The sequence below is a fragment of the Pseudomonas sp. GL-B-19 genome (assembly GCF_019956415.1).
Classification (GTDB): domain Bacteria; phylum Pseudomonadota; class Gammaproteobacteria; order Pseudomonadales; family Pseudomonadaceae; genus Aquipseudomonas.
This window is the reverse complement of the sequence record NZ_JAHBDK010000031.1, coordinates 258,373-282,982: the sequence shown is the minus strand read 5'-3', so window position 1 is coordinate 282,982 and position 24,610 is coordinate 258,373. Positions and strand designations below refer to the sequence as shown.

Below are 24,610 nucleotides of genomic sequence, written 5' to 3'. Positions count from 1 at the left end.
TCGTACAGGCCGACACATCGGTTGAAGACAGGGACTGTTTAAGCGTCGTATTCTTTTTCATGGACTCGCCCTCGCTGCCGTTGGCTTCTTAGACTGCCACCGTGGCGCATTGACGCCTCGGCGTGGGTGAGTCCATCCAATTACATTTGGATTTGTGTGGGCCATAAAAAACCGGGCGGCTGTTGGGCCGCCCGGTTCTGGTGAAGCAGTTACAAATGCGACTCTGCGTATTCGGCCAGAATCGAACGAGGCACCCCTTGCAGGGTGATGTGCACACCGTTGGGGAAGTCTTTGAAGCGTTCGGTCAGGTACGTCAGCCCGGAGCTGGTCGCGGACAGGTAGGGGGTGTCGATCTGCGCCAGGTTGCCCAGGCACACCACTTTGGAACCGGCGCCGGCACGGGTGATGATGGTTTTCATCTGGTGCGGCGTCAGGTTCTGGCATTCATCGATCAAAATCAGACTCTGCTGGAAGCTGCGACCTCGGATGTAGTTGAGGGATTTGAACTGCAACGGCACTTTGCTGAGGATGTAGTCGACGCTGCCATGGGTGTTTTCGTCATCCATGTGCAAGGCTTCGAGGTTGTCGGTGATGGCGCCCAGCCAAGGCTCCATTTTTTCTGCTTCGGTACCGGGCAGGAAGCCGATCTCCTGGTCCAGGCCCTGCACGCTGCGGGTGGCGATGATCCGGCGATAGCGTTTGCTGACCATGGTCTGCTCGATCGCCGCGGCCAGTGCCAGGATGGTTTTACCCGAGCCGGCGGCACCGGTCAGGTTGACCAGGTGAATGTCCGGGTCCAGCAAGGCAAACAGTGCCAGGCTCTGATAAATGTCACGCGGCTTCAGGCCCCAGGCTTCCTGATGCAGCAGCGGTTCCTGATGCAGGTCGAGGATCAGCAAACGGTCTTCGGCAATCTCCTTGATCCAGCCGACAAACCCCTGTTCGTCAATGATGAACTCATTGACGTGCACCGCCGGCAGGTTGTCGATCAACTGCACCTGGTGCCAGGTGCGGCCATGGTCCTGACGGGTTTCTACCTTGCTCACACGGTCCCAGAAGGAGCCGGTCATGTTGTGGTAACCGTTAGGCAGCAACGAAACGTCGTCAACCAGTTGGTCGGTGCTGTAGTCCTCGGCCGCGATCCCACACGCACGGGCCTTGAGGCGCATGTTGATGTCTTTGGTGACCAGCACGACGGGCAACTTGGGTTCGCGCGCGTGCAAATCGATCAACTGGTTGATGATGATGTTGTCGTTCAGGTGTTCGGGAAGAATGATGTTCGGTTCGGTGCGTTTGCTCATCAGAATCGACAGCAAACCCTTTGGCCCACTCTTGCCACGCTGGATCGGTACACCCAGCTCTACATCTTCAGGACTGGCATCGCCCAGCGTCTTGTCAATCAGGCGAATGGCCTGACGGCATTCCGCAGCCACGCTGTGATGCCCGCTCTTGAGCTTGTCCAGCTCCTCAAGCACGGTCATCGGGATAGCAACGTGGTGTTCTTCGAAGTTAAGCAGGGCGTTTGGATCGTGAATCAATACGTTGGTATCGAGTACATAAAGGATTGGCTGGTTGGAAGAAGAACTACGTCCGTGATCATCCATACTCGGTCACCTTTGTGGGAGCCAGTCGACGCAATACCATGACAGTGCTGCGCCTCGAAGTGGCCACCGAATTCACCTGCGAGGATTCAAGTGAACTGCATACAAGCTGGGTCTTGGGAGACGCCACCTGTGTTGCAGGTTTCGGCGGTCTGTCTTCGTAATACTCCAAAACGTGTGACAGAAAAAAGTACTTTGACGCTTTTTTGAAGTTTATTTTTCAGAGTGACCAATAACACTTGGCGGACTGTCATCACCCCGTTAAAGTCGGAAGTCCACCTGCATCGAAATCTCTCCCAAAAACGCCCCAAACCCAATGATTACGGGGTTTGTGCGTTTCAGCGAAAACCGTCCTGACAGTCTTCCCAACCGATCCCGCTTTGCGCCGTTTGCGTGATGAGCCAGGGCATCGCCGTTTTCACCGCGTCCTGCTTTACATTGAAATTGATCACGCCGTGGCGCCACAGCAGCATCAGCGTCAACACCCGTTGTGCACTTGGATTGCCCTTGAGCTTGCCCGCCCCGTCCTGCGCATCGATATCCCATAACGCTACCCGCAAGCCCTGAGCGTTGAAGAAGCCTTCGGCATCGGAGCGGCGCTGGCCATCGGGCGGACGAAACAGCGGCACGTAATTTTCCGGTAACTTGCTTTTGACCAGTTCAACGCTGCGTCGTACCGAGTCCTGCCAGTCCTGCCAGTGGCTGTGGGAGCGGAACTCCCAGCCCTGGACGCCGATGCATTGCTGCGAGTACATCGCTTGCAGGCTGGCCACCGAGCCTTCAGCCAGACGCGTCTGAATGTCCTTGCCGAGGACGAAAAACGTGCCGCTGATGTTCGACTTGCGCAGGTACTCGGCGACCCAACCGGTGTTGTCTGGTGCGACGTTGGCGGCGCTGTCGAAGGTCAGCAAAAACAACCGGTCATGCATACCGTCGCCGTTGCGCTCATAGTCGCCAAAACGATCGACTTCGCTGGTCTGCGGAAACAGGGCAGCCTTGCGCAGTTGCTCGTCCAGGTACTGGGCGTGGAACAACCGGCTCGGCTCGGCCCACTTGATGTAGTAGCTCTCTTCGCTGACCTGGAACTTGGCCGCTTGCCCGCGCAAGGTGTCCATGTCCTCGACCAGGAAACAGAAGGACGCATCCTGATCGCAGCTTTGCTGGGCGAAGTTGTAGTTGGTCAGCAAGCGTTGCCACAGGCGCTGGCGCAGTTGGCTGACCGCTTCCAGATTGATTTTGCGTAACCCAAGATGCTGGGCCAGGGCGGGTTCATCCAGCGATTCGCTGGCCAGCAGCACACGGGCAAACATGAGGATTTCGGCCCGAGACGCCACGTCGAACAAGGTCGGGCTACTGAGCTTCTCTGGCCAGGTACTGCGATCCAGCGTCGCCACATCGCCGGGCGCCGCCATGGCGCCAAAGCTCAACAACCAGGCCGAGAATAGAAAAACGATACGCAATGGGATGTCTCCATAACAAAACCCGCGCGGCACTATATATCGAGACGTTCAAAAGATCGCAGCCTCGCGTTGCTCGGCAGCTGCTACACAATCCAATCCCAACTCGGTCCTGTAGGAGCTGTCGAGCAACGCGAGGCTGCGATCTGCCCCATGACACCACCCATCACCTATGACACCCATAGCTGGAGTCAACACAGACAACCCCCTAGAATCGCGCCCACGATTAAAGGAGACGACTTCATGCTGATGGTGATTTCCCCCGCCAAGACCCTCGATTACGAAACACCGCCGGCGACCCAGCGCTTTACCCAGCCGCAGTACCTCGATCACTCCCAAGAGTTGATCATGCAGCTGCGCGACCTGACACCGGCGCAAATCAGCGAGTTGATGCACGTTTCCGACAAGATCGGCGGGCTCAACGCCGCACGTTTCGGCAGCTGGACTCCTGCATTCACACCGGAAAACGCCAAGCAAGCGCTGCTGGCCTTTAAAGGCGACGTGTACACCGGCCTTAATGCACAAACCTTCAGCGAAGCCGATTTCGATTACGCCCAACAGCATCTGCGCATGTTGTCCGGCCTGTATGGCCTGCTGCGCCCTCTGGACCTGATGCAACCGTATCGGCTGGAGATGGGCACCAAACTGGCGAATGCCCGTGGCAAGGATCTGTATGCCTTCTGGGGCACGCGAATCAGCGAATGGCTGAACGAAGCGCTGGCCGATCAAGGCGATGACGTGCTGCTGAACCTGGCGTCCAACGAGTATTTCTCGGCGGTCAAACGCAACGCCTTGAACGCGCGCATCATCAATACCGACTTCAAGGACCTGAAGAACGGCCAGTACAAAATCATCAGTTTCTACGCGAAAAAAGCCCGCGGCATGATGAGCCGCTTCGTCATCGAAGAGCGCATCAACAACCCTGCTGACCTCAAGCAATTTGACGTTCAGGGTTACCGCTACAGCGCCGAGCAGTCCAAACCGGACAATCTGGTTTTCCTGCGCGATCACGCGCCCGAATAAATGCACGTATAGGGTGCACGACATCGACAACCTCGTCGTGCACCCACCGCAGATCGTCCAACAATCTTCCCCCTGCACAGCCGATTTATTGGCGCCAAAAAAACATCACTCGCTTTTTCTAACTTTAGTTTCACTCGACTTCGATCTTTTTTTTCAGTAGTGGCACTGAAAATATTTATCGGTAGTGGCATAAAACTATCGAGCTCGGTAATCACCCTATGTATCAAGGGTGAAACCGCTAGTGCCATCAATATGAAAGCAGTGCCATCTTTCTCAATATTTCAAGAAATTTCAGGTTTCGCGATGGGCGGACTGGAACTATGTCCAAATGCGTAGCTCATACCACCGGTAACGATTATCAACGTGCTTGTACGAGATAACTTACGCAGACAAGAGATTCACGTAGCGAAGTTGTCACATCAACTTCCGATCATGAGTCGCTTATTTGGGCAACACACAAAGGACAGGATATATGCACCATTAATATCCCCTTTCGAGGCCAAGGCAGCGCCCCTATAAACGTGCTCACCTGAGCACCCAACCGCTTGATTTACAGGCATATTGCCTGGCATTGAGCGTGCAAGATCCTTGCACCAGCGTCCTCAGGCCAGAGGATTTGATGCATAACAGGGCACGTCACAACAATAAGGCCTAGTTGCGCACATCTTGAGTGCACTTATTTAGACACTCGAAACTTAATATGCCTGCACACGGCATTGTGGCGCCTGCAAGCCACACTTTCGAGTGCCTTATGACCGCTGAACACCCTTAACTCCGGCCATCTAATGGCTTGTGAATACAGTCTTGATAACAGTGAGGTAATTGCGATGCGCATCAGCATATTTGGTTTGGGTTATGTCGGCGCTGTTTGTGCCGGTTGCCTGTCTGCACGGGGCCATGACGTCGTTGGCGTCGATGTTGCCAAAGACAAAATCGATATGATCAACGCCGGTAAATCACCGATTGTTGAACCGGGTCTGGGCGAGCTTCTGCGCAAGGGTATCGATACCGGCAAACTGCGCGGCACGACCAACTTCGCCGAGGCGATTCGTGACACCGACCTGTCGATGATCTGCGTTGGTACGCCTAGCAAGAAGAACGGCGACCTGGAACTGAACTACATCGAAGCCGTGTGCCGCGAAATCGGTTTGGTCCTGCGTGACAAGACCACCCGCCACACCATCGTGGTTCGCAGCACCGTGCTGCCGGGCACCGTGGCCAACGTGGTGATCCCGATCCTCGAAGACTGCTCCGGCAAGAAAGCCGGCGTTGATTTCGGTGTTGCAGTGAACCCTGAGTTCCTGCGTGAAAGCACCGCGATCGCCGACTACGATCTGCCACCAATGACCGTCATCGGCGAATTCGACAAAGCGTCGGGCGACGTTCTGCAATCGCTGTACGAAGAGCTCGACGCACCGATCATCCGCAAGGACATCGCCGTCGCCGAGATGATCAAGTACACCTGCAACGTGTGGCACGCCACCAAGGTCACCTTCGCCAACGAGATCGGCAACATCGCCAAGGCTGTCGGCGTCGATGGTCGTGAAGTGATGGAAGTGGTCTGCCAGGACAAAACCCTGAACCTGTCCCAGTACTACATGCGCCCAGGCTTCGCGTTCGGCGGCTCTTGCCTGCCAAAAGACGTGCGTGCCCTGACCTACCGCGCCGGTTCCCTGGACGTGGAAGCACCGCTGCTGAACTCGCTGATGCGCAGTAACGAATCCCAGGTGCAGAACGCCTTCGACATCGTTTCCAGCCACGACAAACGCAAAGTGGCCCTGTTGGGTCTGAGCTTCAAGGCCGGTACTGACGACCTGCGCGAAAGCCCGCTGGTTGATCTGGCGGAAATGCTGATCGGCAAGGGTTACGACCTGAGCATCTACGACAGCAACGTCGAATACGCCCGTGTCCACGGCGCGAACAAGGATTACATCGAGTCGAAAATCCCCCACGTCTCGTCCTTGCTCAATTCCGACTTCGACGACGTGATCAACAGCTCCGACGTGATCATCCTCGGCAACCGTGACGAAAAATTCCGCGCCCTGGCGCAGAACGCTCCGCACGGCAAGCAAGTGGTCGATCTGGTGGGCTTCATGACCAAAGCCACCAGCGTCAGCGGCCGCACCGAAGGCATCTGCTGGTAATACGGAATCCCGTCTCCGACACCGCGCTTTTGCGGATGAAACACCTGTAGGAGCACGGCTTGCCGGCGATGACGCATTTGAGATCGCCATCGCCGGAAAGCCGTGCTCCTACAGGGGCGCGGGGCTTGTAACTGACTTTAGGATTCCGATTATGCACAGGCTAAAGCACGGCCTCCTTCAGGCCGCCGGTTGGCTGTTTTACCTAAGTTTATTGATGGGCATCGCCATGGCGTTGCCTGCGTCCACGTTCGACTCCGAGTCGAAGGACTTCATCTTCCTGATTGGTTTCATCGGGATCTGGCGTTACTCGATGGGTGCCACGCACTTTCTGCGCGGCATGCTGTTTCTGTACGTGGTCTACCCGCACCTGCGGCGCAAAGTGCGCAAGCTGGGGAAAGCGGCAGACCCGTCCCATGTGTTTTTGATGGTTACCAGTTTCCGTATCGACGCGTTGACCACCGCGCAGGTTTACGCCTCGGTGATCCGCGAAGCCATCGACTGCGGCCTGCCGACCACCATGGTCTGCTCCATCGTGGAAATGTCCGATGAGAAGCTGGTGAAGAGCCTCTGGTCGCGAATGAATCCGCCAGACCGGGTCAAACTCGACTTCGTGCGCATTCCCGGCACCGGCAAGCGCGACGGCCTGGCCTACGGTTTCCGCGCCATCTCCCGCCACTTGCCGGACGACCGTGCCGTGGTGGCCGTGATCGATGGCGACACCGTGCTCGGCGAAGGCGTGGTGCGCAAGACCGTGCCGTGGTTCCAGTTGTTCGGCAATGTCGGCGGCCTGACCACCAACGAGTTCTGCGAAGTACGCGGTGGCTACATCATGAGCGAATGGCACAAGCTGCGTTTCGCCCAGCGTCACATCAACATGTGCTCGATGGCCCTGTCCAAGCGCGTGCTGACCATGACCGGGCGCATGTCGGTGTTCCGTGCCACTGTGGTCACCAACCCGGAATTCATTGCCGACGTGGAAAGCGACTCGCTGCAACACTGGCGCCTGGGTCGTTTCAAGTTCCTTACCGGCGACGACAAGTCGAGCTGGTTCAGCCTGATGCGTCTGGGCTACGACACCTTCTACGTGCCCGACGCCGCGATCAACACCGTCGAGCATCCGCCGGAAAAGAGCTTCATCAAGGCCAGTCGCAAGCTGATGTTCCGCTGGTACGGCAACAACCTGCGGCAGAACTCCCGCGCCCTGGGTCTGGGGATAAAGCGCCTCGGCCTGTTCACTTCGGTGGTGCTGTTCGATCAGCGCGTCTCGATGTGGACATCGTTGCTGGGCCTGACGGTCGCGCTGATTGCCAGCTTCAAATACGGCACCGCGTTCATCCTGGTTTACCTGCTGTGGATCGGCATTACCCGCCTGATCCTGGCCGTGCTGCTGTCCCTCTCCGGTCACCGGATCGGCCCGGCTTACCCGGCGATTCTCTATTACAACCAGATCGTCGGCGCGCTGGTGAAGATCTACGTGTTCTTCCGCCTCGATCAACAGTCCTGGACTCGCCAGCCCACTTCTCTGACCCGTGATCTCGCCAGCTTTCAACGTTGGTTCAACACCTGGTCGTCTCGGACCATGACCTTCTCCGCCGGCAGCATTTTTGTCGCCGTGCTGCTGATGATGGTCTGACCGCCCCCTTATTGAATTAACCAGGAAATCGCCCCTATGAATACCGCCGTCAACGCCAACGTAGTGCATGAATCCGAAGCCCAGCGCCAACACGCCCGAGTGAAAATCCCGGCCAAGCTGCGTTTCTTCGGCCCCGACCGGACACCGGTCGAAGCGCGAGTGATCGACCTGTCCGCCGGTGGCCTGGCCTTCAATGCCGAGCATCTGCCACTGAAGATCGGCGACAAGTACAAGGCCCGTCTGCAATTCGTCATCGACAACCTCGGCCTGGCCATGGACGTGGAGTTGCAGGTGCGCTCCTACGACCGCGAGACCGGTCGTACCGGTTGCCAGTTCCAGAACCTGGAACCGCGAGACATCTCGACCCTGCGTCACCTGATCACCTCTCACCTGGCCGGCGACATCGTCAGCATGGGTGAAGTGCTGGCGACCCTGCAGCGCGACAACTTCACCAAGGCGCGCAAGGTCAAGGATGGCGGCCACGGCATGACCGCATTCGGTCGTCTGCGTGCAGTGACCTTCAGCCTGGGGATTTTCATCGTCGGTGTGGCGGCATTCGGCTTCATTTTCAAATCGGTGTACGGCATGTACTTCGTCAGCCACGCCCAGGCCGGTCTGGTCAGCGTGCCGGGTATGAACATCACCATGCCACGCGACGGCACCGTGCAGAGCCTGATCAAGGCCGATGGCGTTGCAGCCAAAGGCGCCCCGCTCGCCACTTTCAGCACCAGCATGCTTGATGTTCTCAAAGGGCATCTGGACGAAAACCAACTGCAACCGGCCAAAGTTGAAGAACTGTTCGGCAAGCAAATGACCGGCACCCTGACCTCGCCGTGTGATTGCACCGTGGCGCAACAACTGGTTGCCAACGGTCAATACGCCAACAAGGGCGACGTGATCTTCCAGCTGGTGCCGCGTAACAGCGAAGCCAATGTTGAAGCGCGCTTCTCCTATCGCCAGTTCCGCGATGTGCGTCCAGGTACTCCGGTCAGCTTCCAGATCGCCGGCGAAGACAAGAGCCGCACCGGCAAGATCGTCAGCAGCACCAGCCTGAAAAGCGCTGACCTGTCGTCCGACATCCGCGTGCTGATTCAGCCTGATGAAGCCCTGGACAGCAGCCTCGCCGGTCGCCCGGTAGAAGTGAACAGCGATCGTGGCCCAAACCTGAACTGGCTGATCGAAAAAGCCATGGCTGCTGGTCTTTAAGTCGAGGACATGCCTGTGACTATCACAAAAATCTCGAACACACCTCAGTCCCTGTGGGAGCGAGCCTGTGTGGGAGCGAGCCTGCTCGCGAAAGCATCGGCTCGATCTACCTGTGATACCGAGTCGTCTGCATCGCGAGCAAGCTCGGCTCCCACAAAAGCTCACTCCCACAGGGGATATGCAGTGTGTGCACTGGCTTTGGCAGTCAGCCTCAGCGGTTGCGCCGGCCTGCCCGATCAGCGTCTGGCCAATGAAGCCCTCAAGCGCGGTGACACGGCGCTGGCTCAGCAGAACTACAAGCAACTGGCCGACCTCGGCTACAGCGAAGCGCAAGTGGGCCTGGCGGATATCCAGGTCGACAGCCGTGACCCGGCGCAGATCAAACAAGCCGAGGCGACTTACCGCGCCGCGGCTGACGTCTCGCCGCGTGCTCAGGCTCGCCTGGGTCGTCTGTTGGTGGCCAAGCCCGGTTCCACCGAAGCCGAGCAGCACGAAGCCGAAGGCCTGCTGAAAAAAGCCTCGGCCAATGGCGAAGGCAACACCCTGATTCCGCTGGCCATGCTGTACCTGCAATACCCGCACAGTTTCCCCAACGTCGATGCACAGAAGCAAATCAGCCAATGGCGCGCCGAAGGCAAACCGGAAGCCGGTCTGGCCCAAGTGCTGCTCTATCGCACCCAGGGCACTTACGACCAGCATCTGGACGAAGTCGCCAGCATCTGCAAAGCCGCGCTGAACACCACCGACATCTGCTACGTCGAACTGGCCACGGTTTATCAGAAACAGGCCAAGCCCGAGCAACAGGCCGAGCTGATCAAGCAGATGCAAGCCGCCCATGCTCGCGGCACCGTCTCTGCACAGCGGGTGGACAGCGTCGCCCGTGTGCTTACGGATCCGAGCCTGGGTAAGACCGACGAGAAAACCGCGCAGTCCCTGCTCGAACCCATCGCTCCGAGTTACCCGGCGTCGTGGGTCACCCTCGCACAATTGATCTACGACTTCCCTGAACTGGGTGATGTCGACCAGATGATGAAGTACCTGGACAACGGCCGCGCCGCTGACCAGCCACGCGCCGAACTGCTGCTGGGCAAGCTCTACTACGAAGGCAAAATGGTCCCGGCCGACGCCAAGGTCGCCGAAGAACATTTCAAGAAAGCCGTCGGCCGCGAAGTCGCCGCCGATTACTACCTCGGCCAGATCTACCGCCGTGGTTACCTGGGCAAAGTCTATTCGCAGAAAGCTCTGGATCACCTGCTGACCGCTGCGCGCAACGGCCAGAACAGCGCTGACTTCGCCATCGCCCAACTGTTTTCCCAAGGCAAGGGCACCAAGCCCGACCCGCTTAACGCTTATGTCTTCAGCCAATTGGCCAAGGCACAGAACACCCCGCAAGCCACCGAGCTTGCGCAAACACTCGAAGCACAACTGCCGCCTGCCCAGCTCGCCGAGGCCCAACGCCTGTTGAAACAAGAACAGGCCGTTCGTGGTGCCTTGAGCCAGAACACGCTGGAACTGCATGCCCTGCAAGAAGAAGACGGCGAGGAATCCCTATGAAGTTGAATCCATTCGTTCAGGCCGGTATTGGCCTGACATTCGCCTTGTTGTGGTCGTGTCCGACCCTGGCGGCATTGACCGAAACCAAGAACTACGGCCTTGACGTGAAAATCACCGGTCAGTCCGAAGGTGACACTGACCTGGGCACGCAAAGTGGCGGCACCGTCAATGGCGTCGGCCTCGACCTGCGTCCATGGATCTACGGCGAGAGCGGCGCATGGAGCGCCTATGCCATGGGGCAAGCGGTAACCTCCACCGACATCATCGAAACCGACACCCTGCAACAGGGCAACGGTACCGAGTCCACCGATGTCGGCGGTCGCAAAGCGGAGAAAAACTACCTGTCGATGCGCGAGTTCTGGGTCGGCTATAGCGGCTTCACGCCCTACCCCGGCGAGAACCTCAAGCTCGGTCGCCAGCGCCTGCACAATGATGACGGCCAGTGGCGCGACACCAACATCGAAGCGCTGAACTGGACCTTCGACACCACCCTGCTGCGCGCCAACGCCGGTGTTGCCGAACGCTTCAGCGAGTACCGTACCGACCTGACAGAGCTGGCGCCGGACGACAAGGATCGCCAGCACGCTTTCGCCGATGCGGCGTATCAGTGGACACCGGGTCACTGGGTCGGCATCCGCGGTCATCACGTCCACGATAACGGCAAGCTCGATTTCCCGACACCGGGTGAGCCCAGCGACTCTCTGGACAAGAAACAGAACGGTAACATCAGCTGGCTCGGCCTCAACGCCGATAGCGACGCCTATAACTGGCGCAATACCAACACAGTCAATTACTGGGCCAGCGTCACCGGCATGAGCGGCGAGCGCGACACGGTCAACCCGTTGAACGCCGATGGCACCGCACCGGCACAACCCAAGAGCAGCGGTGACGTCGATGGCTGGGCCACCGACCTGGGTGTGCGCCTGCGCCTGGATCCGCAATGGCAAGTCGGTGCGGCTTATGCCCGCGCCAGCGGCGATTACGAACAGAACGGCCTCGAAAGCAACCGCTCGAACTACACCGGCACGCGCTCGCGGGTTCACCGTTTCGGCGAGGCCTTCCGTGGCGAGTTGAGCAACCTGCAGAGCGGCACATTGTTCGGTTCGTGGATGCTCAACGACGAGTACGACGCCACCCTGATTTACCACAAGTTCTGGCGTGTCGACGGCAACAAGCCGATCGGCAGCAACGGCATCAACGCCGTCGAGAACAACATCGACGACGCCACCGGCGCAATTCTCTCCACCAGCTCCCTGCCGCTGAACGATGGCGAGACAGACCTCGGTCAGGAAATGGACCTGGTCGTCACCAAGTACTTCAAGCAAGGCCTGTTGCCGGCATCGTTGAGTCAGTCGATCGATGAGCCTTCGGCGCTGGTGCGTTTCCGTGGTGGCGTGTTCAAGCCGGGTGATGCCTATGGCAATAACGTCGATTCGTACATGCACCGCGCGTTCATCGACGTGATCTGGCGCTTCTGATGCGAACCGCGAAGGGAGTGCCCGATATGAACAATTCGAAGCGAGGTTCGATCTCCTTGCTGGCCGGCGCGATGCTGCTGGCCAGCGCGGCTGCCTTCGCCAATGTGGAGCCGGTCGTGCCCGTCCAGAAAGGGCAACCGGCGACTCTTGCCAAAGGTTTGCAACAGGCCAAGACCTACACCGTCAGCAGCGCGCCAACCGCGCCGCTGGAGCTGGCCAAGCCAAAGCTTCCAGACTTGTCCGGCTACACCGCCGAGGCCATCGCCGCGAAAATCGTGCGCACCAAGGCCGGCAAAATCAGCGTGCGCCGGATGATGCAGGAAGACGCCCTGAAGGACTTCATCGGCGGCGACAACAAGATGGCCGAGTGGGTGGTGCGTCAGCACGGCATCCCGCAGGCGATCTTCGTCGACGACGGCTACATGAACCTCAAGGACCTGGCGAAGAAGCTGCCCAAGCAGTACTTCAGCGAAACCTCGCCGGGGGTGTTCCTGGCGAAGTTGCCGATCGTGGTCGGCCGTCACGGCATCCTCGAAATCGACAAGCAGACCCAGGAGCTGCGCCTGTCCCAAGAGGCCGGTTCGTTCCTGGTCAACGACGGTCAGCTGTTTGTGCGTGACACCAAAATCACCGGCTGGCGCGAGAAGGACAACGGCCCGGCGACATTCACTTCGCCGAAGGAATTCCGTCCGTTCCTGCTGGCCTGGGGTGGCACCGAAACCTACATCGCCAACAGTAAGATCGCCAGTTTCGGCTACGCCAACAGTAAGTCCTACGGCGTGAGTATTTCCCAGTACACGCCGAACATGGCCAAGGTCTTGAAGCGCCCTGAACCGACTGGCTGGATCGTCGGCTCCGAGTTCTCGGACATGTGGTACGGCTTCTACTGCTACGAAACCCGCGACTTCGTGGTCAAGGGCAACACTTACAAAGACAACATCGTCTACGGCATCGACCCGCATGACCGTTCGCATCGCCTGATCATTGCCGACAACACCGTCTACGGGACGAAGAAGAAGCACGGGATCATTATTTCCCGTGAGGTCAACGACAGCTTCATCTTCAACAACCGCAGTTACGACAACAAGCTCTCGGGGCTGGTGATCGACCGTAACAGCGTGAACAACCTGATCGCTTACAACGAGATCTACAAGAACCACACCGACGGCATCACCCTCTACGAGAGTGCCGACAACCTGATCTACGGCAACAAGGTGATCAGCAACAAACGCCACGGCATCCGTATTCGTAACAGCGTGAATATTCGCCTCTACGAAAACCTGTCCCTGGCCAACGGCCTGACCGGTGTCTACGGCCACATCAAAGACCTGAGCGACACCGACCGCGACATCAAGCTCGACCCGTTCGACGCCCAGGTGTCGCTGATCGTGGTCGGCGGCGAACTGGCCGGCAACGGCAGTGGCCCGCTGTCCATCGACTCGCCGCTGAGCGTCGAGTTGTATCGCGTGTCCATGCTCGCCCCGACCAAATCCAGCGGCATCAGCTTCAGCGGGATTCTCGGCGAGCGTCAGGATGAAATTCTCGACCTGCTGGTGCGCCAGCAGAAAGCCGTGCTGATCGACCCTGTCGAACGCCAGACCGAAATGCGGGACTGAGGATAATTTTATGCACCCACACTTGATCAAATTACTCAGCCTGTCGGCCCTGACCGCCGGCATTCTCGCGGCCAGCAGCGGTGCTCGCGCTGAAGACGCCCAGGCGCCAAAATTCTCTGCCGAACCGTGCTGCAACCTGTGCCCCGAAGCCCATGACGCGAAGAATTACACCACGCGTTATCAGCAGAACTTCACCACGCTGGTGCAGGCTCAGGGCGATTGGTTGTTCCGTACCCAGGAAGACTTGCGTACCGAATTCGACACCACCCCCGCCGGCTACAAACGCATGAAAGAACTGCACGATGCGTTCAAGAGCAAAGGCGTGGAACTGGTCGTCGTCTACCAGCCAACCCGTGGCCTGGTGAACCGTAACAAGCTCAACCCGGAAGAAAAAGCCAAGTACGATTTCGACAAGGCGCTGAAGAACTACAAGTCCATGCTCGGGCGTTTCGCCGCCATGGGTTACGTGGTTCCGGACCTGTCGCCGCTGACCAACGAATCGCTGCCGGACACCCTGCCCGCCCACGACTTCTACTTCCGTGGCGACCAGCACTGGACGCCGTATGGCGCCCAGCGCACGGCGAAAATCGTCGCGGAAAAGGTCAAGCAGATCCCGGCGTTTGCTGGCATTGCGAAACACGAATTCGAGACCCACAAGTCAGGTCGCATGGGCAAGACCGGAACGTTACACAACATGGCCGGTCAACTCTGTGGCACCAGCTACGCGATCCAGTACATGGATCAATTCACCACCGAGCCCAAGGGCGAAGCCGCCGACGGCGATCTGTTCAGCGACGCCGGCAATCCGGAAATCACCCTGGTCGGCACCAGCCACAGTGGCAAGAACTACAACTTCTCCGGTTTCCTCGAAGAGGCCATCGGCGCCGACATCCTCAACGTGGCATTCCCCGGCGGTGGCCTGGAAGGTTCGATGCTGCAGTACCTGGGCAGCGAAGAGTTCCAGACCAAGCCGCCGAAGATTCTGATCTGGGAATTCTCGCCGCTCTATCGCCTCGACCAGGAAACCATCTACCGCCAGATGATGGCGCTGCTGGACAACGGTTGCGAAGGCAAGGATGCACAGATGTCCGGCAGCACCACGCTGAAACCGGGCAAGAACGAATTGATGGTCAACAGCAAGAACCTGAACCTGCAAAACAGCAGCCATCAGGTTGACATCCGCTTCGCCGATCCGTCGGTGAAAACCCTGCAAGCCACCCTCTGGTACATGAACGGTCGCCACGAGGACATCAAGATCGATAAACCGGAAACCTCCGACACCGACGGGCGTTTCGCCTTTGAGTTGCGCACGGACGAAGACTGGGCCTCGCAGAATCTGCTGGCCGTCGAAGTCCAGGGCCCTGAAGCAGGTGCCGCGCCGCAGAAAGTCGAAGCGAAAATCTGCAAACGCAACGTGTTCCCGAGTGCCGAGCAGCGTACTGCTTCGGTCGGGCAATGAGGTCTGCCATGCAAAACCGAACGTTGAAAAATCTACTCGCGCCCTCGCTGCTGACACTGGCGATGTTCGCCGGTGCCAGCCAGGCCGCCGCCCCCCTGCGTCCGCCACAGGGTTATTTCGCACCGATCGAAAAAGTCAAAACCGGCGACAACAGCAAAGGCTGTGATGCTATGCCTACGCCGTACACCGGCTCGCTGCAATTTCGCAGCAAATACGAAGGCTCCGACAAGGCCCGTTCGACCCTGAACGAGCAATCGGAAAAAGCCTTTCGCGAAAGCACTGCCGATATCACCAAAATCGAGCGCGGCACCAGTAAGCGCGTGATGCAGTTCATGCGTGACGGTCGTCCGGAACAACTCGAATGCACGTTGAATTGGCTGACCGCCTGGGCCAAGGCCGATGCGTTGATGTCCAAGGACTTCAACCACACCGGCAAGTCCATGCGCAAATGGGCGCTGGGCAGCATGGCTTCGTCGTATATCCGCCTGAAGTTCTCCGACTCGCACCCATTGGCCAACCATCAGCAAGAGTCGCAGTTGATCGAAGCCTGGTTCAGCAAAATGGCTGATCAAGTGGTCAGCGACTGGGACAACCTGCCGCTCGAACAAACCAACAACCACTCGTACTGGGCCGCCTGGTCGGTGATGGCAACGTCAGTCGCGACCAACCGCCGCGACCTGTTTGACTGGGCCGTGAAGGAATACAAGGTCGGCGCCAATCAGGTCGACGCGCAAGGTTTCCTGCCGAACGAACTCAAGCGCCAGCAACGCGCCCTCGCCTACCACAACTACGCCCTGCCGCCACTGGCGATGATCGCCAGTTTCGCTCAGGTCAACGGTGTGGACGTGCGCCAGGAAAACAACGGCGCGTTGAAACGCCTGGGCGATCAAGTGTTGGCCGGGGTTAAAGACCCGGACATCTTCGAGAAGAAGAACGGCAAGGAACAGGACATGACCGACCTCAAGATCGACTCGAAATTCGCCTGGCTTGAACCGTTCTGCACGCTCTACACCTGCTCGCCGGATGCGCTGCAGAAGAAGCACGGGATGCAACCGTTCAAGTCCTTCCGCCTCGGCGGGGATCTGACCAAGGTCTACGACCCGGCCAATGAAAAAGGCAAAGGTTCCTAAGACCTGAAATGGCACGACACGGTGTACCTGACACACCGCTAACCCTGTAGGAGCCAGCTTGCTGGCGAATGGCATGACACGGTGTATCTGACGCACCGCTAACCCTGTAGGAGCCGGCTTGCTGGCGAATGACTCGGTGTGACTGACACACCGCTTTCGCTGGCAAGCCAGCTCCTACACATTAAACATGGAGAGATCGGGATGGTATTTTCATCCAACGTGTTCCTGTTTCTGTTCTTGCCGATCTTTCTCGGCTTGTACTACTTGAGCGGAATACGCTATCGCAACCTGCTGCTGCTGATCGCCAGCTATGTGTTCTACGCCTGGTGGCGTGTGGACTTCCTGGCGCTGTTCGCCGCCGTCACGCTGTGGAACTACTGGATCGGCCTCAAAGTCGGTGCAGCAGGCGTGCGCACCAAACCGGCCCAGCGCTGGCTGCTGCTCGGCGTCGCCGTCGACCTGTGTATCCTGGGCTACTTCAAGTACGCCAACTTCGGCGTCGACAGCATCAACGCCATGATGACGTCGGTCGGCCTGTCGCCGTTCATTCTGACCCACGTGCTGTTGCCAATCGGGATCTCGTTCTACATCTTCGAGTCCATCAGCTACATCATCGACGTCTACCGTGGTGATACTCCGGCGACCCGCAACCTGATCGACTTTGCGGCGTTCGTGGCGATCTTCCCGCACCTGATTGCCGGCCCGGTTCTGCGTTTCCGCGACCTCGCCGACCAGTTCAACAATCGCACCCACACCCTGGATAAATTCTCCGAGGGCTGCACGCGGTTCATGCAGGGTTTCATCAAGAAAGTCTTCATCGCCGACACCCTCGCGGTGGTGGCCGACCATTGCTTCGCCCTGCAAAACCCGACCACGGGCGATGCCTGGCTTGGCGCACTGGCCTACACCGCGCAACTGTATTTCGACTTCTCCGGCTACAGCGACATGGCCATCGGCCTGGGCTTGATGATGGGTTTCCGCTTCATGGAAAACTTCAAACAGCCGTACATCAGCCAGTCGATTACCGAGTTCTGGCGGCGCTGGCACATCAGTCTCTCCACCTGGCTGCGTGACTACCTGTACATCACGCTGGGCGGTAACCGCAAAGGCACGCTGATGACCTATCGCAACCTGTTCCTGACCATGCTGCTCGGTGGTCTGTGGCACGGCGCGAACATCACCTACATCGTCTGGGGTGCGTGGCACGGCATGTGGCTGGCGATTGAAAAAGCGCTGGGTCTGAACACCTCGCCGCGCAGCATCAACCCGATCCGCTGGGCGCTGACGTTCCTGCTGGTGGTGATGGGCTGGGTGATCTTCCGTGCAGAAAACCTGCACGTCGCCGGCCGTATGTATGGCGCGATGTTCAGCTTCAGCGAATGGTCGCTGTCGGAACTGAATCAGGCCAGCCTCACCGGCCTGCAAGTGGCAACCCTGGTGGTGGCTTACGTGACGCTGGCGTTCTTCGGCATCCGTGATTTCTACACCAACCGTCCGCCTGAGAAGACCAAGCCTGCCGTCAACGTCGAGGCCGATGGCCCCGCCACTGCGACCCCTGGAATGATCAAAGCGGTACCGGGCGACAACCCGGCCAGCATCCACCAACCGGGTTACACCGTCGGCGTTGAAGCGACCGTGCAACCGGCTTACTGGACCTCTGATTGGTCGCGTTACGTGATGCGCACGCTGGTGCTGGTGCTGTTCATCGCTTCGATTTTCAAACTCTCGGCGCAAAGCTTTTCGCCGTTCCTTTACTTCCAGTTCTGAGGGATCTGACCATGACCCGCTCATTACGCATCTTCTACATCGCCCTGTTCCTGCTGACCTTGTTGGCACTGGGCCTGTGGTCCACGCGCAGCTTCTTCGGCTTCAGCACCAACGCCGATGCGACGGTGCTTAACGGCCGCTGGACCAAAGCCGTGGAGACGCACTACGACGACGAGTTTCCGATCAAACGCCTGGGCACCAACCTTTGGGCTGCGCTGGATTTCAAACTGTTCAACGAAGGTCGACCGGGCGTTGTGCTCGGTCGTGATCAGTGGCTCTACAGCGATGAAGAGTTCAACCCGATCGTCAACGAAGAGCTGAACCTGCAAGGCAACTACGCGCTGGTCGAAGGCGTGCGCCAGACCCTGAAGGAGCAAGGCGTACAACTGGTGATGGCCATCGTGCCAGCCAAGACGCGCCTGTACCCGGAACACTTGGGTGAGGTGAAGCCTTCGAGCATTCACGCCAACCTCTATCAGGACTTCCACGCCCGTGTGGCGGCCAACAAGATCCTCGCCCCCGACCTGCTCGGCCCGTTGCAAAAGGCCAAACAGAACGGTCAGCAAGTATTCCTGCGCACCGACACTCACTGGACCCCGGAAGGTGCGCAAATCGCCGCCGAGGCCCTGGCCAGCACCATCGCCGACAAACTCCCGCTGAGCGGCGAGCCGCAAAACTTCGTCACCGAACCTGCGGAAAAAATCACGCACAAGGGCGACCTGCGCTTGTTCCTGCCGCTGGACCCGCTGTTCGAAAACCTGATGCCGGCGCCAGAACCCCTGCAAAAGCGCAACACCGTGGCAGCTGAAGATCAGCCGGCCGGTGACGACGCGCTGTTCGCCAACACCGAAGTGCCGGTGGCCCTGATCGGCACCAGCTACAGCGCCAACCCGAACTGGAACTTCGTCGGCGCGCTGAAACAAGCGTTGCACAGCGACGTGGTCAATTACGCCGAAGACGGCCACGGCCCGATTCTGCCGATGCTCAGCTACCTGAAAAGCGATGCCTTCAAGAACAGCCCGCCACAGGTGCTGATCTGGGAGTTTCCTGAACGTTATCTGCCTGTGAACAACGAAATCGGCGACGCCGACCCGCAGTGGGTCGCAGAGCTCAAAGAAGCCGGCGCCCGCCAACAAAACGTAGCCGCAAACACTAAATCCGAGACGCCCGACCGGGCGCAAAACTGAAAGAGAGAGGTACTTCCATGACTTTCACTACAACTCCTCGCCGTCTCGCCAAAACCTTCGCTTTGGCCGCGACCTTCAGCGTGCTGTCGATGAACGCCTTCGCCGCTGGCGATGCCGCACTCTACGGCCCGACTGCACCGAAAGGTTCGAGCTTCGTACGGGTCTACAACGCTGGTAACGCTGAAGTCAGCGCCACCGTCGGCAGCACCAACCTGAGCGACGTTGCGCCACTGTCCAGCACCGACTTCAGCTTCATGCCGGGCGGCGATTACAGCGCCAAGGTCGGCAGCCAGACCCTGCCGGTGAAACTGGCCGGTGATCACTATTACACCCTGGTCAACAACGCCAGCGGCGCGCCGCAACTGATCGAAGAACCGCCGTTCAAGAACAAGCAGAAGTCCTTGGTGCGTCTGCAGAACCTGAGCGACAAGTCCTTGACCCTGAAAACCGCTGACGGCAAGACCGACGTGGTACCGAGCGTGGCCGCCAAGGGCCGTGGCGAGCGCGAAATCAACCCGGTGAAAGTCAGCCTGGCGCTGTTTGAAGGCGACAAGAAAGTCGGCGACGTCAAACCGGTTGCCCTGGAACGCGGTGAAGCGGCCGTGCTGTACGTCACCGGCAACGGCAGCAGCCTGTCGCCAGTGTGGGTAAAACGCCCGGTGTCGACGCGCTAACACATTTGCCTGACTGACACGTGCCCTGTAGGAGCACGGCTTGCCGGCGATGAGGCCCTTGAGACCGCCATCGCTGGCAAGCCAGGCTCCTACAAGGGATCCAGGTGTCAGTCGGGATACGGAATAAGAACAAGAGTGAAACGACAGAACGTTCGTAGCTCTAACCAATCGATTTTAAAGGAGTAACAACATGATTCCGGTGATCTTGTCAGGTGGTAGCGGCTCACGTCTTTGGCCGCTTTCGCGTAAGCAGTTCCCTAAGCAATTCCTTGCCCTGACCGGCGAACACACGCTGTTCCAGCAAACCCTGGAACGCCTGGTGTTCGAAGGCATGGACACGCCAATTGTGGTGTGCAACAAGGACCACCGCTTTATCGTCAACGAGCAACTGAGCAACCGCAAACTGGAAGCCCAGCGCATCCTGATGGAACCCTTCGGTCGCAACACCGCGCCGGCTGTAGCCTTGACCGCGATGATGCTGGTCAATGAAGGTCGCGACGAGCTGATGCTGGTGCTGCCGGCCGACCACGTGCTGGAAGACCAGAAAGCCCTGCAACGCGCCCTGGCCCTGGCCACCGTCGCTGCCGAAAACGGCGAAATGGTGCTGTTCGGCGTCCCGGCCACCAAACCGGAAACCGGCTACGGCTACATTAAGTCGACCAACGATTCGCTGCTGCCGGAAGGCGTCAGCCGCGTCTCGCACTTCGTCGAAAAACCGGATGTCAAACGCGCCACCGAGTTCGTCGCGTCCGGCGGTTATTTCTGGAACAGCGGCATGTTCCTGTTCCGCGCCAGCCGCTTCCTCGAAGAACTGAAAAAGCACGACCCGGACATCTACGACACCTGCCTGCTGACCCTTGAGCGTAGCGTTCACGACAACGACACCATCACCCTCGACGAAGCCACCTTCGCCTGCTGCCCGGACAATTCCATTGACTACTCGGTGATGGAAAAAACCCAGCGCGCCTGCGTCGTACCGCTGACCGCCGGCTGGAGCGATGTTGGTTGCTGGTCGTCGCTGTGGGAAGTGAATGAAAAAGACGCCAACGGTAACGTCACCAAAGGCGACGTGGTCATTCAGGACAGCAAAAACTGCATGATCCACGGCAACGGCAAACTGGTGTCGGTGATCGGCCTGGAAAACATCGTGGTCGTCGAAACCAAGGACGCCATGATGATTGCGCACAAGGACAAGGTCCAAGGCGTGAAACAGATGGTCAACACCCTCAACGAACTGGGCCGCAGCGAAACCCAGAACCACTGCGAAGTCTATCGTCCGTGGGGTTCCTACGACTCGGTGGACATGGGCGGCCGCTTCCAGGTCAAGCACATCTCGGTAAAACCGGGCGCGTGCCTGTCGCTGCAAATGCACCACCACCGCGCCGAACACTGGATCGTGGTCAGCGGCACTGCCGAAGTGACCTGCGACGACAACGTGTTCCTGCTCTGCGAAAACCAGTCGACCTACATCCCGATTGCGTCGGTCCACCGTTTGCGCAACCCGGGCAAGATTCCACTCGAGATCATCGAAGTGCAATCGGGCAGCTACCTGGGTGAAGACGATATCGAGCGGTTTGAAGATATCTACGGTCGCTCAACCCCGATCGAGCGCGGCGTGTCGGTGAAAACCATCGCGCAGTGATTGATCGGTAACACAAGAAGCCCCCGTCCAGCCCGCTGCGTTCCCTATCCGCAGTGGGTTGGGCGGGGGCTTTTTTCTTGCTTCAACCGTGCAAAATCTACCGAACCTGCGCCTGGCCGGACCTTCCACTCAGCGACTGCCGTCTACCGTCTACCGGCATAAGGCTTGGGTGCAACAAGCCCGATCAAATCCAGGTTTCTCTTTAATGTCTGAACCACCTCCTCCGTCCGCGTCGAGAGCTCAGCAATTGTTTCGAAGGTTTTTGGGGGGGAGTCACTGGAGACGGCAAATTCATCTTTGAGGGCTTGCATCCTGAATTCCAGCATATCGATCACTGCCTGTGTGTCGTCATAGACCTCACTGAGCGATGCGGCATCCAGGCCCTGTGAGGCCTTGTAAAACTCCCGGCCTGTATTGATCAGGCCTGGGGCTTGCGATCCCAGCTGACTGGCGACCTTGTCGATAACTTTCTCGGCCGCGGCGCTGGTGATCTTTCTCCCCAGTTTTGTTCGCCCTTCACGGGTCCGGGGATCAATGGCCAACAACTCGAATTTGATCGTGTTCAGGCTGGTTTTCTTTTTGGGTTCAACGGCCTCAATGAATGATTTAGTGTTCATTTCGTTGCCCTTGAAACTGATCGGGCGGTTCAGTTGAAAAGTGTCCACCACGTTGGAAATCAGAGCACCAGCCGCCTTGGCGCCGATTGCCGCGCCCGCTTTACTTCCCAACCCAGAGGTCACAGGGCCTGCCAGCCCTCCCAGTGCGCCACCCACCGCTGCCCCCGCCGCCGTACCGGCGGCACTGGTGGCACTACTGGCAAGTTGAGTCACCACCCGTCGACCCAACGCTTTGAACCGATGCTGCGCATACAGGTGATTGAGCAGCGAATTCTTGAAATCCGAAGCGCTGCTTCCTACCGATGACAGCAACGCTCGTTGCTTTTTCAGACTCTCATTCAGTTCCGACGGTTCGGTCAGTTTGCCGCCGTCGCTATCGACATATCTCATGGGCGAATTACCGACCATCTGATACAGGTTCGGCCCGCCGACCAACCCCTTGGGGTCAGGATTGAGCCAGCGCTGCAACCACGGCACGTAATAACGCAGGCCATAGTAATAAAGCCCTGTGGCATCCCGCTCCTTGCCTGAGTATCGGATGAATTTATAACTGACCTCAATCCCATCATTCCCGGCAAACCAGGCCGTTGCGCCAAACGGGTAATAGGTTTCACGGCTGATGATTCGTGCGTCGACGGCCAGTTCCACGGTGCAGGAATTCAGATGATCGACCAGGGTGTAATGGTACTGATCGTTGATGCCGGACGGCGGATTACTGTCCCAATGCAACACCCGAACCGTATTAAGACCGGCCTGAGCCGTAATGACCTGTAGCACCTCCCCGGTGCCGCTGTCGGTACGAAGTTCGAGCTGCGGCAAGTAGCGCACGTCGGCCATCACTGTTCGGGCATGGGTCTGCAACGAGCGGATTTTGCGCACCCTTTGGCCACCTCCATCGTAGACATAGGACTCATAGTCATTGCGCCCGGTATCACGCTCCACCGGGCTGACCGACTGCACTTGGTTACGCAGATCCCACGTCAAAAACCGCCCCTGATCCAGCTCCAGCAAATTGCCCCTGGCGTCGAATGCCGAGGCGATTTCGTCTTCGGTCGGCGGCACGCCGTTGCGCCAGGGCAAACAGCGATTGCTGTGCCGGGCGGGTTTTAGCTCATGTCCCGGACTTTGTGCGCCGACGTGCGTCAGCTTCAGCAGGTTGCCACCCTCGTCGTAGGAGTAGACCTGGTGGTAGTTGCTGAGTGCCGCCGAATCGTTGCGCCCGACGGATGAGGGCCCTTGATTGGGAGCCCCCGCCTCCCAGCCAGATGCCGCGATCAATTGATAAAGACTGTCGTAGATAAATCGACTGACGGGTTCGATCCGTTGATTGTTGAAGTACCGCACCGGCAACGCCTTGTCTTCGATGCTCAGCACATTGCCCATTCGGTCATAAACGTAGAACAGGTGTTGCAGCAAGCCGCTGTGATCGCCGTGCGACCGCAGCTCAATCAATCGCCCCTCTTCAGGGGAATACTTGAGGGTCGTTTCTACGTTGTTACCCGCCACTTCGCGAATGATCTGTCCTTGGGCGCTGTACTCGATTTCACTCACCAGTGTTTGCCAAGCGGGCTTGCCTGCGAGCTTCAAGGCACTGTGGTGTGGTAGGCCATCAAGGGTGAAGCCAAAGGTCAGGCAGTTCTGCCTGGCATCGACCGACTCCAGCACATCCCCCTGCGGACCGAACCGCCACGTCGAGACGGCACCATCGCCGGGCTCCAACAGGCTATTGCGATCAGCAATCGGCTCTGGCCAATCAGGTGCGACGGCATCCTTGGTAAAGTGTTGCACCTGCCTTGTGCATTGGCCGGTGATCGCAAACACCTCAAACAATACGGTTCCACCGGGGCCATCTCGCCGAATGAGCTGACCGAGAAGGTTTTGGTCCCGAAGCCCCTGACCGTGACGACCATATTCCATCCGTTCGGCACACCGTGGTAGCTGCGTGACGAGGTGCTCAAACACCGCCACGGGGCGCAACAAGTCGTCGTATTCAACCTCGCTGTGAGTGCCCCGACTGTCCCAACCATGCAGAATTTCATGAGTCAGGCCGAAAAGAGTGATCTGCGAGCCGGCATCAACGCTGAGCATCGACACCGCGCTACCGGACAGCGAATGCACCGTCACGAGATTGGCGGGCACCAGCGGATGTTGGTCCTGTTGCAACCAAAGCCGTGGGTCCCACTGTTTGACGGCGTGCCCGGCGGCATTGTGGAGAGTGCGGTTGATGCGGGCCTGAGTCAGTTCGCCTTCAATCTCGCGCCAATAATCAATTGAACGGATTGGCAGCTCCCGCGGATCGACGACGGACAGTGTGGGGGTTTTGTAATGCATCCTGGCGTGTCCCTGTAATCCAACGGTTATCTAACCGTTCGTGGCAATGACGGGCTACTGTCAGAAATTACAGTACCGACCAACGGCAACA

Annotated in this window: 16 protein-coding genes; 13 read left to right on the top strand and 3 right to left on the bottom strand. The window is 58.5% G+C overall.

What is annotated here, in order from left to right; all coding sequences use genetic code 11:
• Positions 1-209 precede the first annotated feature (209 nt).
• Entirely contained in the window at positions 210-1,604 is a 1,395-nt protein-coding gene (locus KGB06_RS14105; RefSeq protein WP_223516691.1) for a PhoH family protein, read from the bottom strand.
• A 335-nt stretch (positions 1,605-1,939) separates the two neighbouring features.
• The gene (locus KGB06_RS14100) at positions 1,940-3,061 is read right to left on the bottom strand and encodes a polysaccharide deacetylase family protein (protein WP_223516689.1); all 1,122 of its coding nucleotides are present in this window, start codon (positions 3,059-3,061) and stop codon (positions 1,940-1,942) included.
• Between the two features lie 240 nt (positions 3,062-3,301).
• On the opposite strand from KGB06_RS14100, the gene yaaA reads away from it, so the two are divergent.
• The 13 genes from yaaA to KGB06_RS14035 all read left to right on the top strand — a co-directional run bounded on the left by yaaA (position 3,302) and on the right by KGB06_RS14035 (position 21,571).
• Complete coding sequence (yaaA, locus tag KGB06_RS14095; protein WP_027924847.1) at positions 3,302-4,081, top strand: peroxide stress protein YaaA; 780 nt, start codon at positions 3,302-3,304, stop codon at positions 4,079-4,081.
• A gap of 827 nt (positions 4,082-4,908) precedes the next feature.
• Positions 4,909-6,225 carry a nucleotide sugar dehydrogenase gene (locus KGB06_RS14090; protein WP_223516687.1) on the top strand — a complete coding sequence of 439 codons (1,317 nt, stop codon included), beginning with the start codon at positions 4,909-4,911 and terminating at the stop codon, positions 6,223-6,225.
• 151 nt (positions 6,226-6,376) lie between these two features.
• Positions 6,377-7,858, top strand: coding sequence for a mannuronan synthase (gene alg8 / locus KGB06_RS14085; RefSeq protein ID WP_263288261.1), 1,482 nt, complete (start codon positions 6,377-6,379; stop codon positions 7,856-7,858).
• Between the two features lie 36 nt (positions 7,859-7,894).
• Complete coding sequence (locus tag KGB06_RS14080) at positions 7,895-9,064, top strand: alginate biosynthesis protein Alg44 (RefSeq protein ID WP_223516685.1); 1,170 nt, start codon at positions 7,895-7,897, stop codon at positions 9,062-9,064.
• 9 nt (positions 9,065-9,073) lie between these two features.
• Entirely contained in the window at positions 9,074-10,618 is a 1,545-nt protein-coding gene (gene algK, locus KGB06_RS14075; protein ID WP_263288260.1) for an alginate biosynthesis TPR repeat lipoprotein AlgK, read from the top strand.
• Positions 10,615-12,096 carry an alginate export family protein gene (locus KGB06_RS14070; RefSeq protein ID WP_223516681.1) on the top strand — a complete coding sequence of 494 codons (1,482 nt, stop codon included), beginning with the start codon at positions 10,615-10,617 and terminating at the stop codon, positions 12,094-12,096. The genes algK and KGB06_RS14070 overlap by 4 nt, the downstream gene beginning before the upstream one ends.
• 26 nt (positions 12,097-12,122) lie before the next feature.
• Positions 12,123-13,712 carry a mannuronan 5-epimerase AlgG gene (gene algG / locus KGB06_RS14065; protein ID WP_223516679.1) on the top strand — a complete coding sequence of 530 codons (1,590 nt, stop codon included), beginning with the start codon at positions 12,123-12,125 and terminating at the stop codon, positions 13,710-13,712.
• A gap of 10 nt (positions 13,713-13,722) precedes the next feature.
• A complete protein-coding gene (locus KGB06_RS14060) occupies positions 13,723-15,171 on the top strand; it encodes an alginate O-acetyltransferase (RefSeq protein WP_223516677.1) in 1,449 nt (482 codons plus the stop codon).
• An 8-nt stretch (positions 15,172-15,179) separates the two neighbouring features.
• Positions 15,180-16,301 carry a mannuronate-specific alginate lyase gene (locus tag KGB06_RS14055; protein WP_223516675.1) on the top strand — a complete coding sequence of 374 codons (1,122 nt, stop codon included), beginning with the start codon at positions 15,180-15,182 and terminating at the stop codon, positions 16,299-16,301.
• A 201-nt stretch (positions 16,302-16,502) separates the two neighbouring features.
• On the top strand, positions 16,503-18,068 hold the full coding sequence (locus KGB06_RS14050) for an MBOAT family O-acyltransferase (protein WP_223516673.1): 1,566 nt from the start codon (positions 16,503-16,505) through the stop codon (positions 18,066-18,068).
• A gap of 11 nt (positions 18,069-18,079) precedes the next feature.
• The gene (locus tag KGB06_RS14045) at positions 18,080-19,255 is read left to right on the top strand and encodes an alginate O-acetyltransferase (RefSeq protein ID WP_223516671.1); all 1,176 of its coding nucleotides are present in this window, start codon (positions 18,080-18,082) and stop codon (positions 19,253-19,255) included.
• Positions 19,256-19,272: 17 nt separating this feature from the next.
• Positions 19,273-19,929, top strand: coding sequence for an alginate O-acetyltransferase AlgF (locus tag KGB06_RS14040; protein WP_223516669.1), 657 nt, complete (start codon positions 19,273-19,275; stop codon positions 19,927-19,929).
• 190 nt (positions 19,930-20,119) lie between these two features.
• The gene (locus KGB06_RS14035; protein ID WP_223516667.1) at positions 20,120-21,571 is read left to right on the top strand and encodes a mannose-1-phosphate guanylyltransferase/mannose-6-phosphate isomerase; all 1,452 of its coding nucleotides are present in this window, start codon (positions 20,120-20,122) and stop codon (positions 21,569-21,571) included.
• Between the two features lie 143 nt (positions 21,572-21,714).
• Here the strand turns inward: KGB06_RS14035 and KGB06_RS14030 are convergent, their stop codons facing one another.
• Entirely contained in the window at positions 21,715-24,519 is a 2,805-nt protein-coding gene (locus KGB06_RS14030) for an RHS repeat domain-containing protein (protein WP_223516665.1), read from the bottom strand.
• Positions 24,520-24,610: the final 91 nt, after the last annotated feature.

What these genes read in the sequence shown, in the direction of transcription:
- KGB06_RS14045 (WP_223516671.1), top strand. Translation starts at nt 18,080, where the DNA reads ATGACCCGCTCATTACGCATCTTCTACATCGCCCTGTTCCTGCTGACC.
- KGB06_RS14030 (WP_223516665.1), bottom strand. Translation starts at nt 24,519, where the DNA reads ATGCATTACAAAACCCCCACACTGTCCGTCGTCGATCCGCGGGAGCTG.
- KGB06_RS14060 (WP_223516677.1), top strand. Translation starts at nt 13,723, where the DNA reads ATGCACCCACACTTGATCAAATTACTCAGCCTGTCGGCCCTGACCGCC.
- alg8 (WP_263288261.1), top strand. Translation starts at nt 6,377, where the DNA reads ATGCACAGGCTAAAGCACGGCCTCCTTCAGGCCGCCGGTTGGCTGTTT.
- KGB06_RS14080 (WP_223516685.1), top strand. Translation starts at nt 7,895, where the DNA reads ATGAATACCGCCGTCAACGCCAACGTAGTGCATGAATCCGAAGCCCAG.
- algK (WP_263288260.1), top strand. Translation starts at nt 9,074, where the DNA reads ATGCCTGTGACTATCACAAAAATCTCGAACACACCTCAGTCCCTGTGG.
- KGB06_RS14055 (WP_223516675.1), top strand. Translation starts at nt 15,180, where the DNA reads ATGCAAAACCGAACGTTGAAAAATCTACTCGCGCCCTCGCTGCTGACA.
- KGB06_RS14070 (WP_223516681.1), top strand. Translation starts at nt 10,615, where the DNA reads ATGAAGTTGAATCCATTCGTTCAGGCCGGTATTGGCCTGACATTCGCC.
- KGB06_RS14035 (WP_223516667.1), top strand. Translation starts at nt 20,120, where the DNA reads ATGATTCCGGTGATCTTGTCAGGTGGTAGCGGCTCACGTCTTTGGCCG.
- KGB06_RS14040 (WP_223516669.1), top strand. Translation starts at nt 19,273, where the DNA reads ATGACTTTCACTACAACTCCTCGCCGTCTCGCCAAAACCTTCGCTTTG.
- KGB06_RS14105 (WP_223516691.1), bottom strand. Translation starts at nt 1,604, where the DNA reads ATGGATGATCACGGACGTAGTTCTTCTTCCAACCAGCCAATCCTTTAT.
- yaaA (WP_027924847.1), top strand. Translation starts at nt 3,302, where the DNA reads ATGCTGATGGTGATTTCCCCCGCCAAGACCCTCGATTACGAAACACCG.
- KGB06_RS14090 (WP_223516687.1), top strand. Translation starts at nt 4,909, where the DNA reads ATGCGCATCAGCATATTTGGTTTGGGTTATGTCGGCGCTGTTTGTGCC.
- KGB06_RS14050 (WP_223516673.1), top strand. Translation starts at nt 16,503, where the DNA reads ATGGTATTTTCATCCAACGTGTTCCTGTTTCTGTTCTTGCCGATCTTT.
- algG (WP_223516679.1), top strand. Translation starts at nt 12,123, where the DNA reads ATGAACAATTCGAAGCGAGGTTCGATCTCCTTGCTGGCCGGCGCGATG.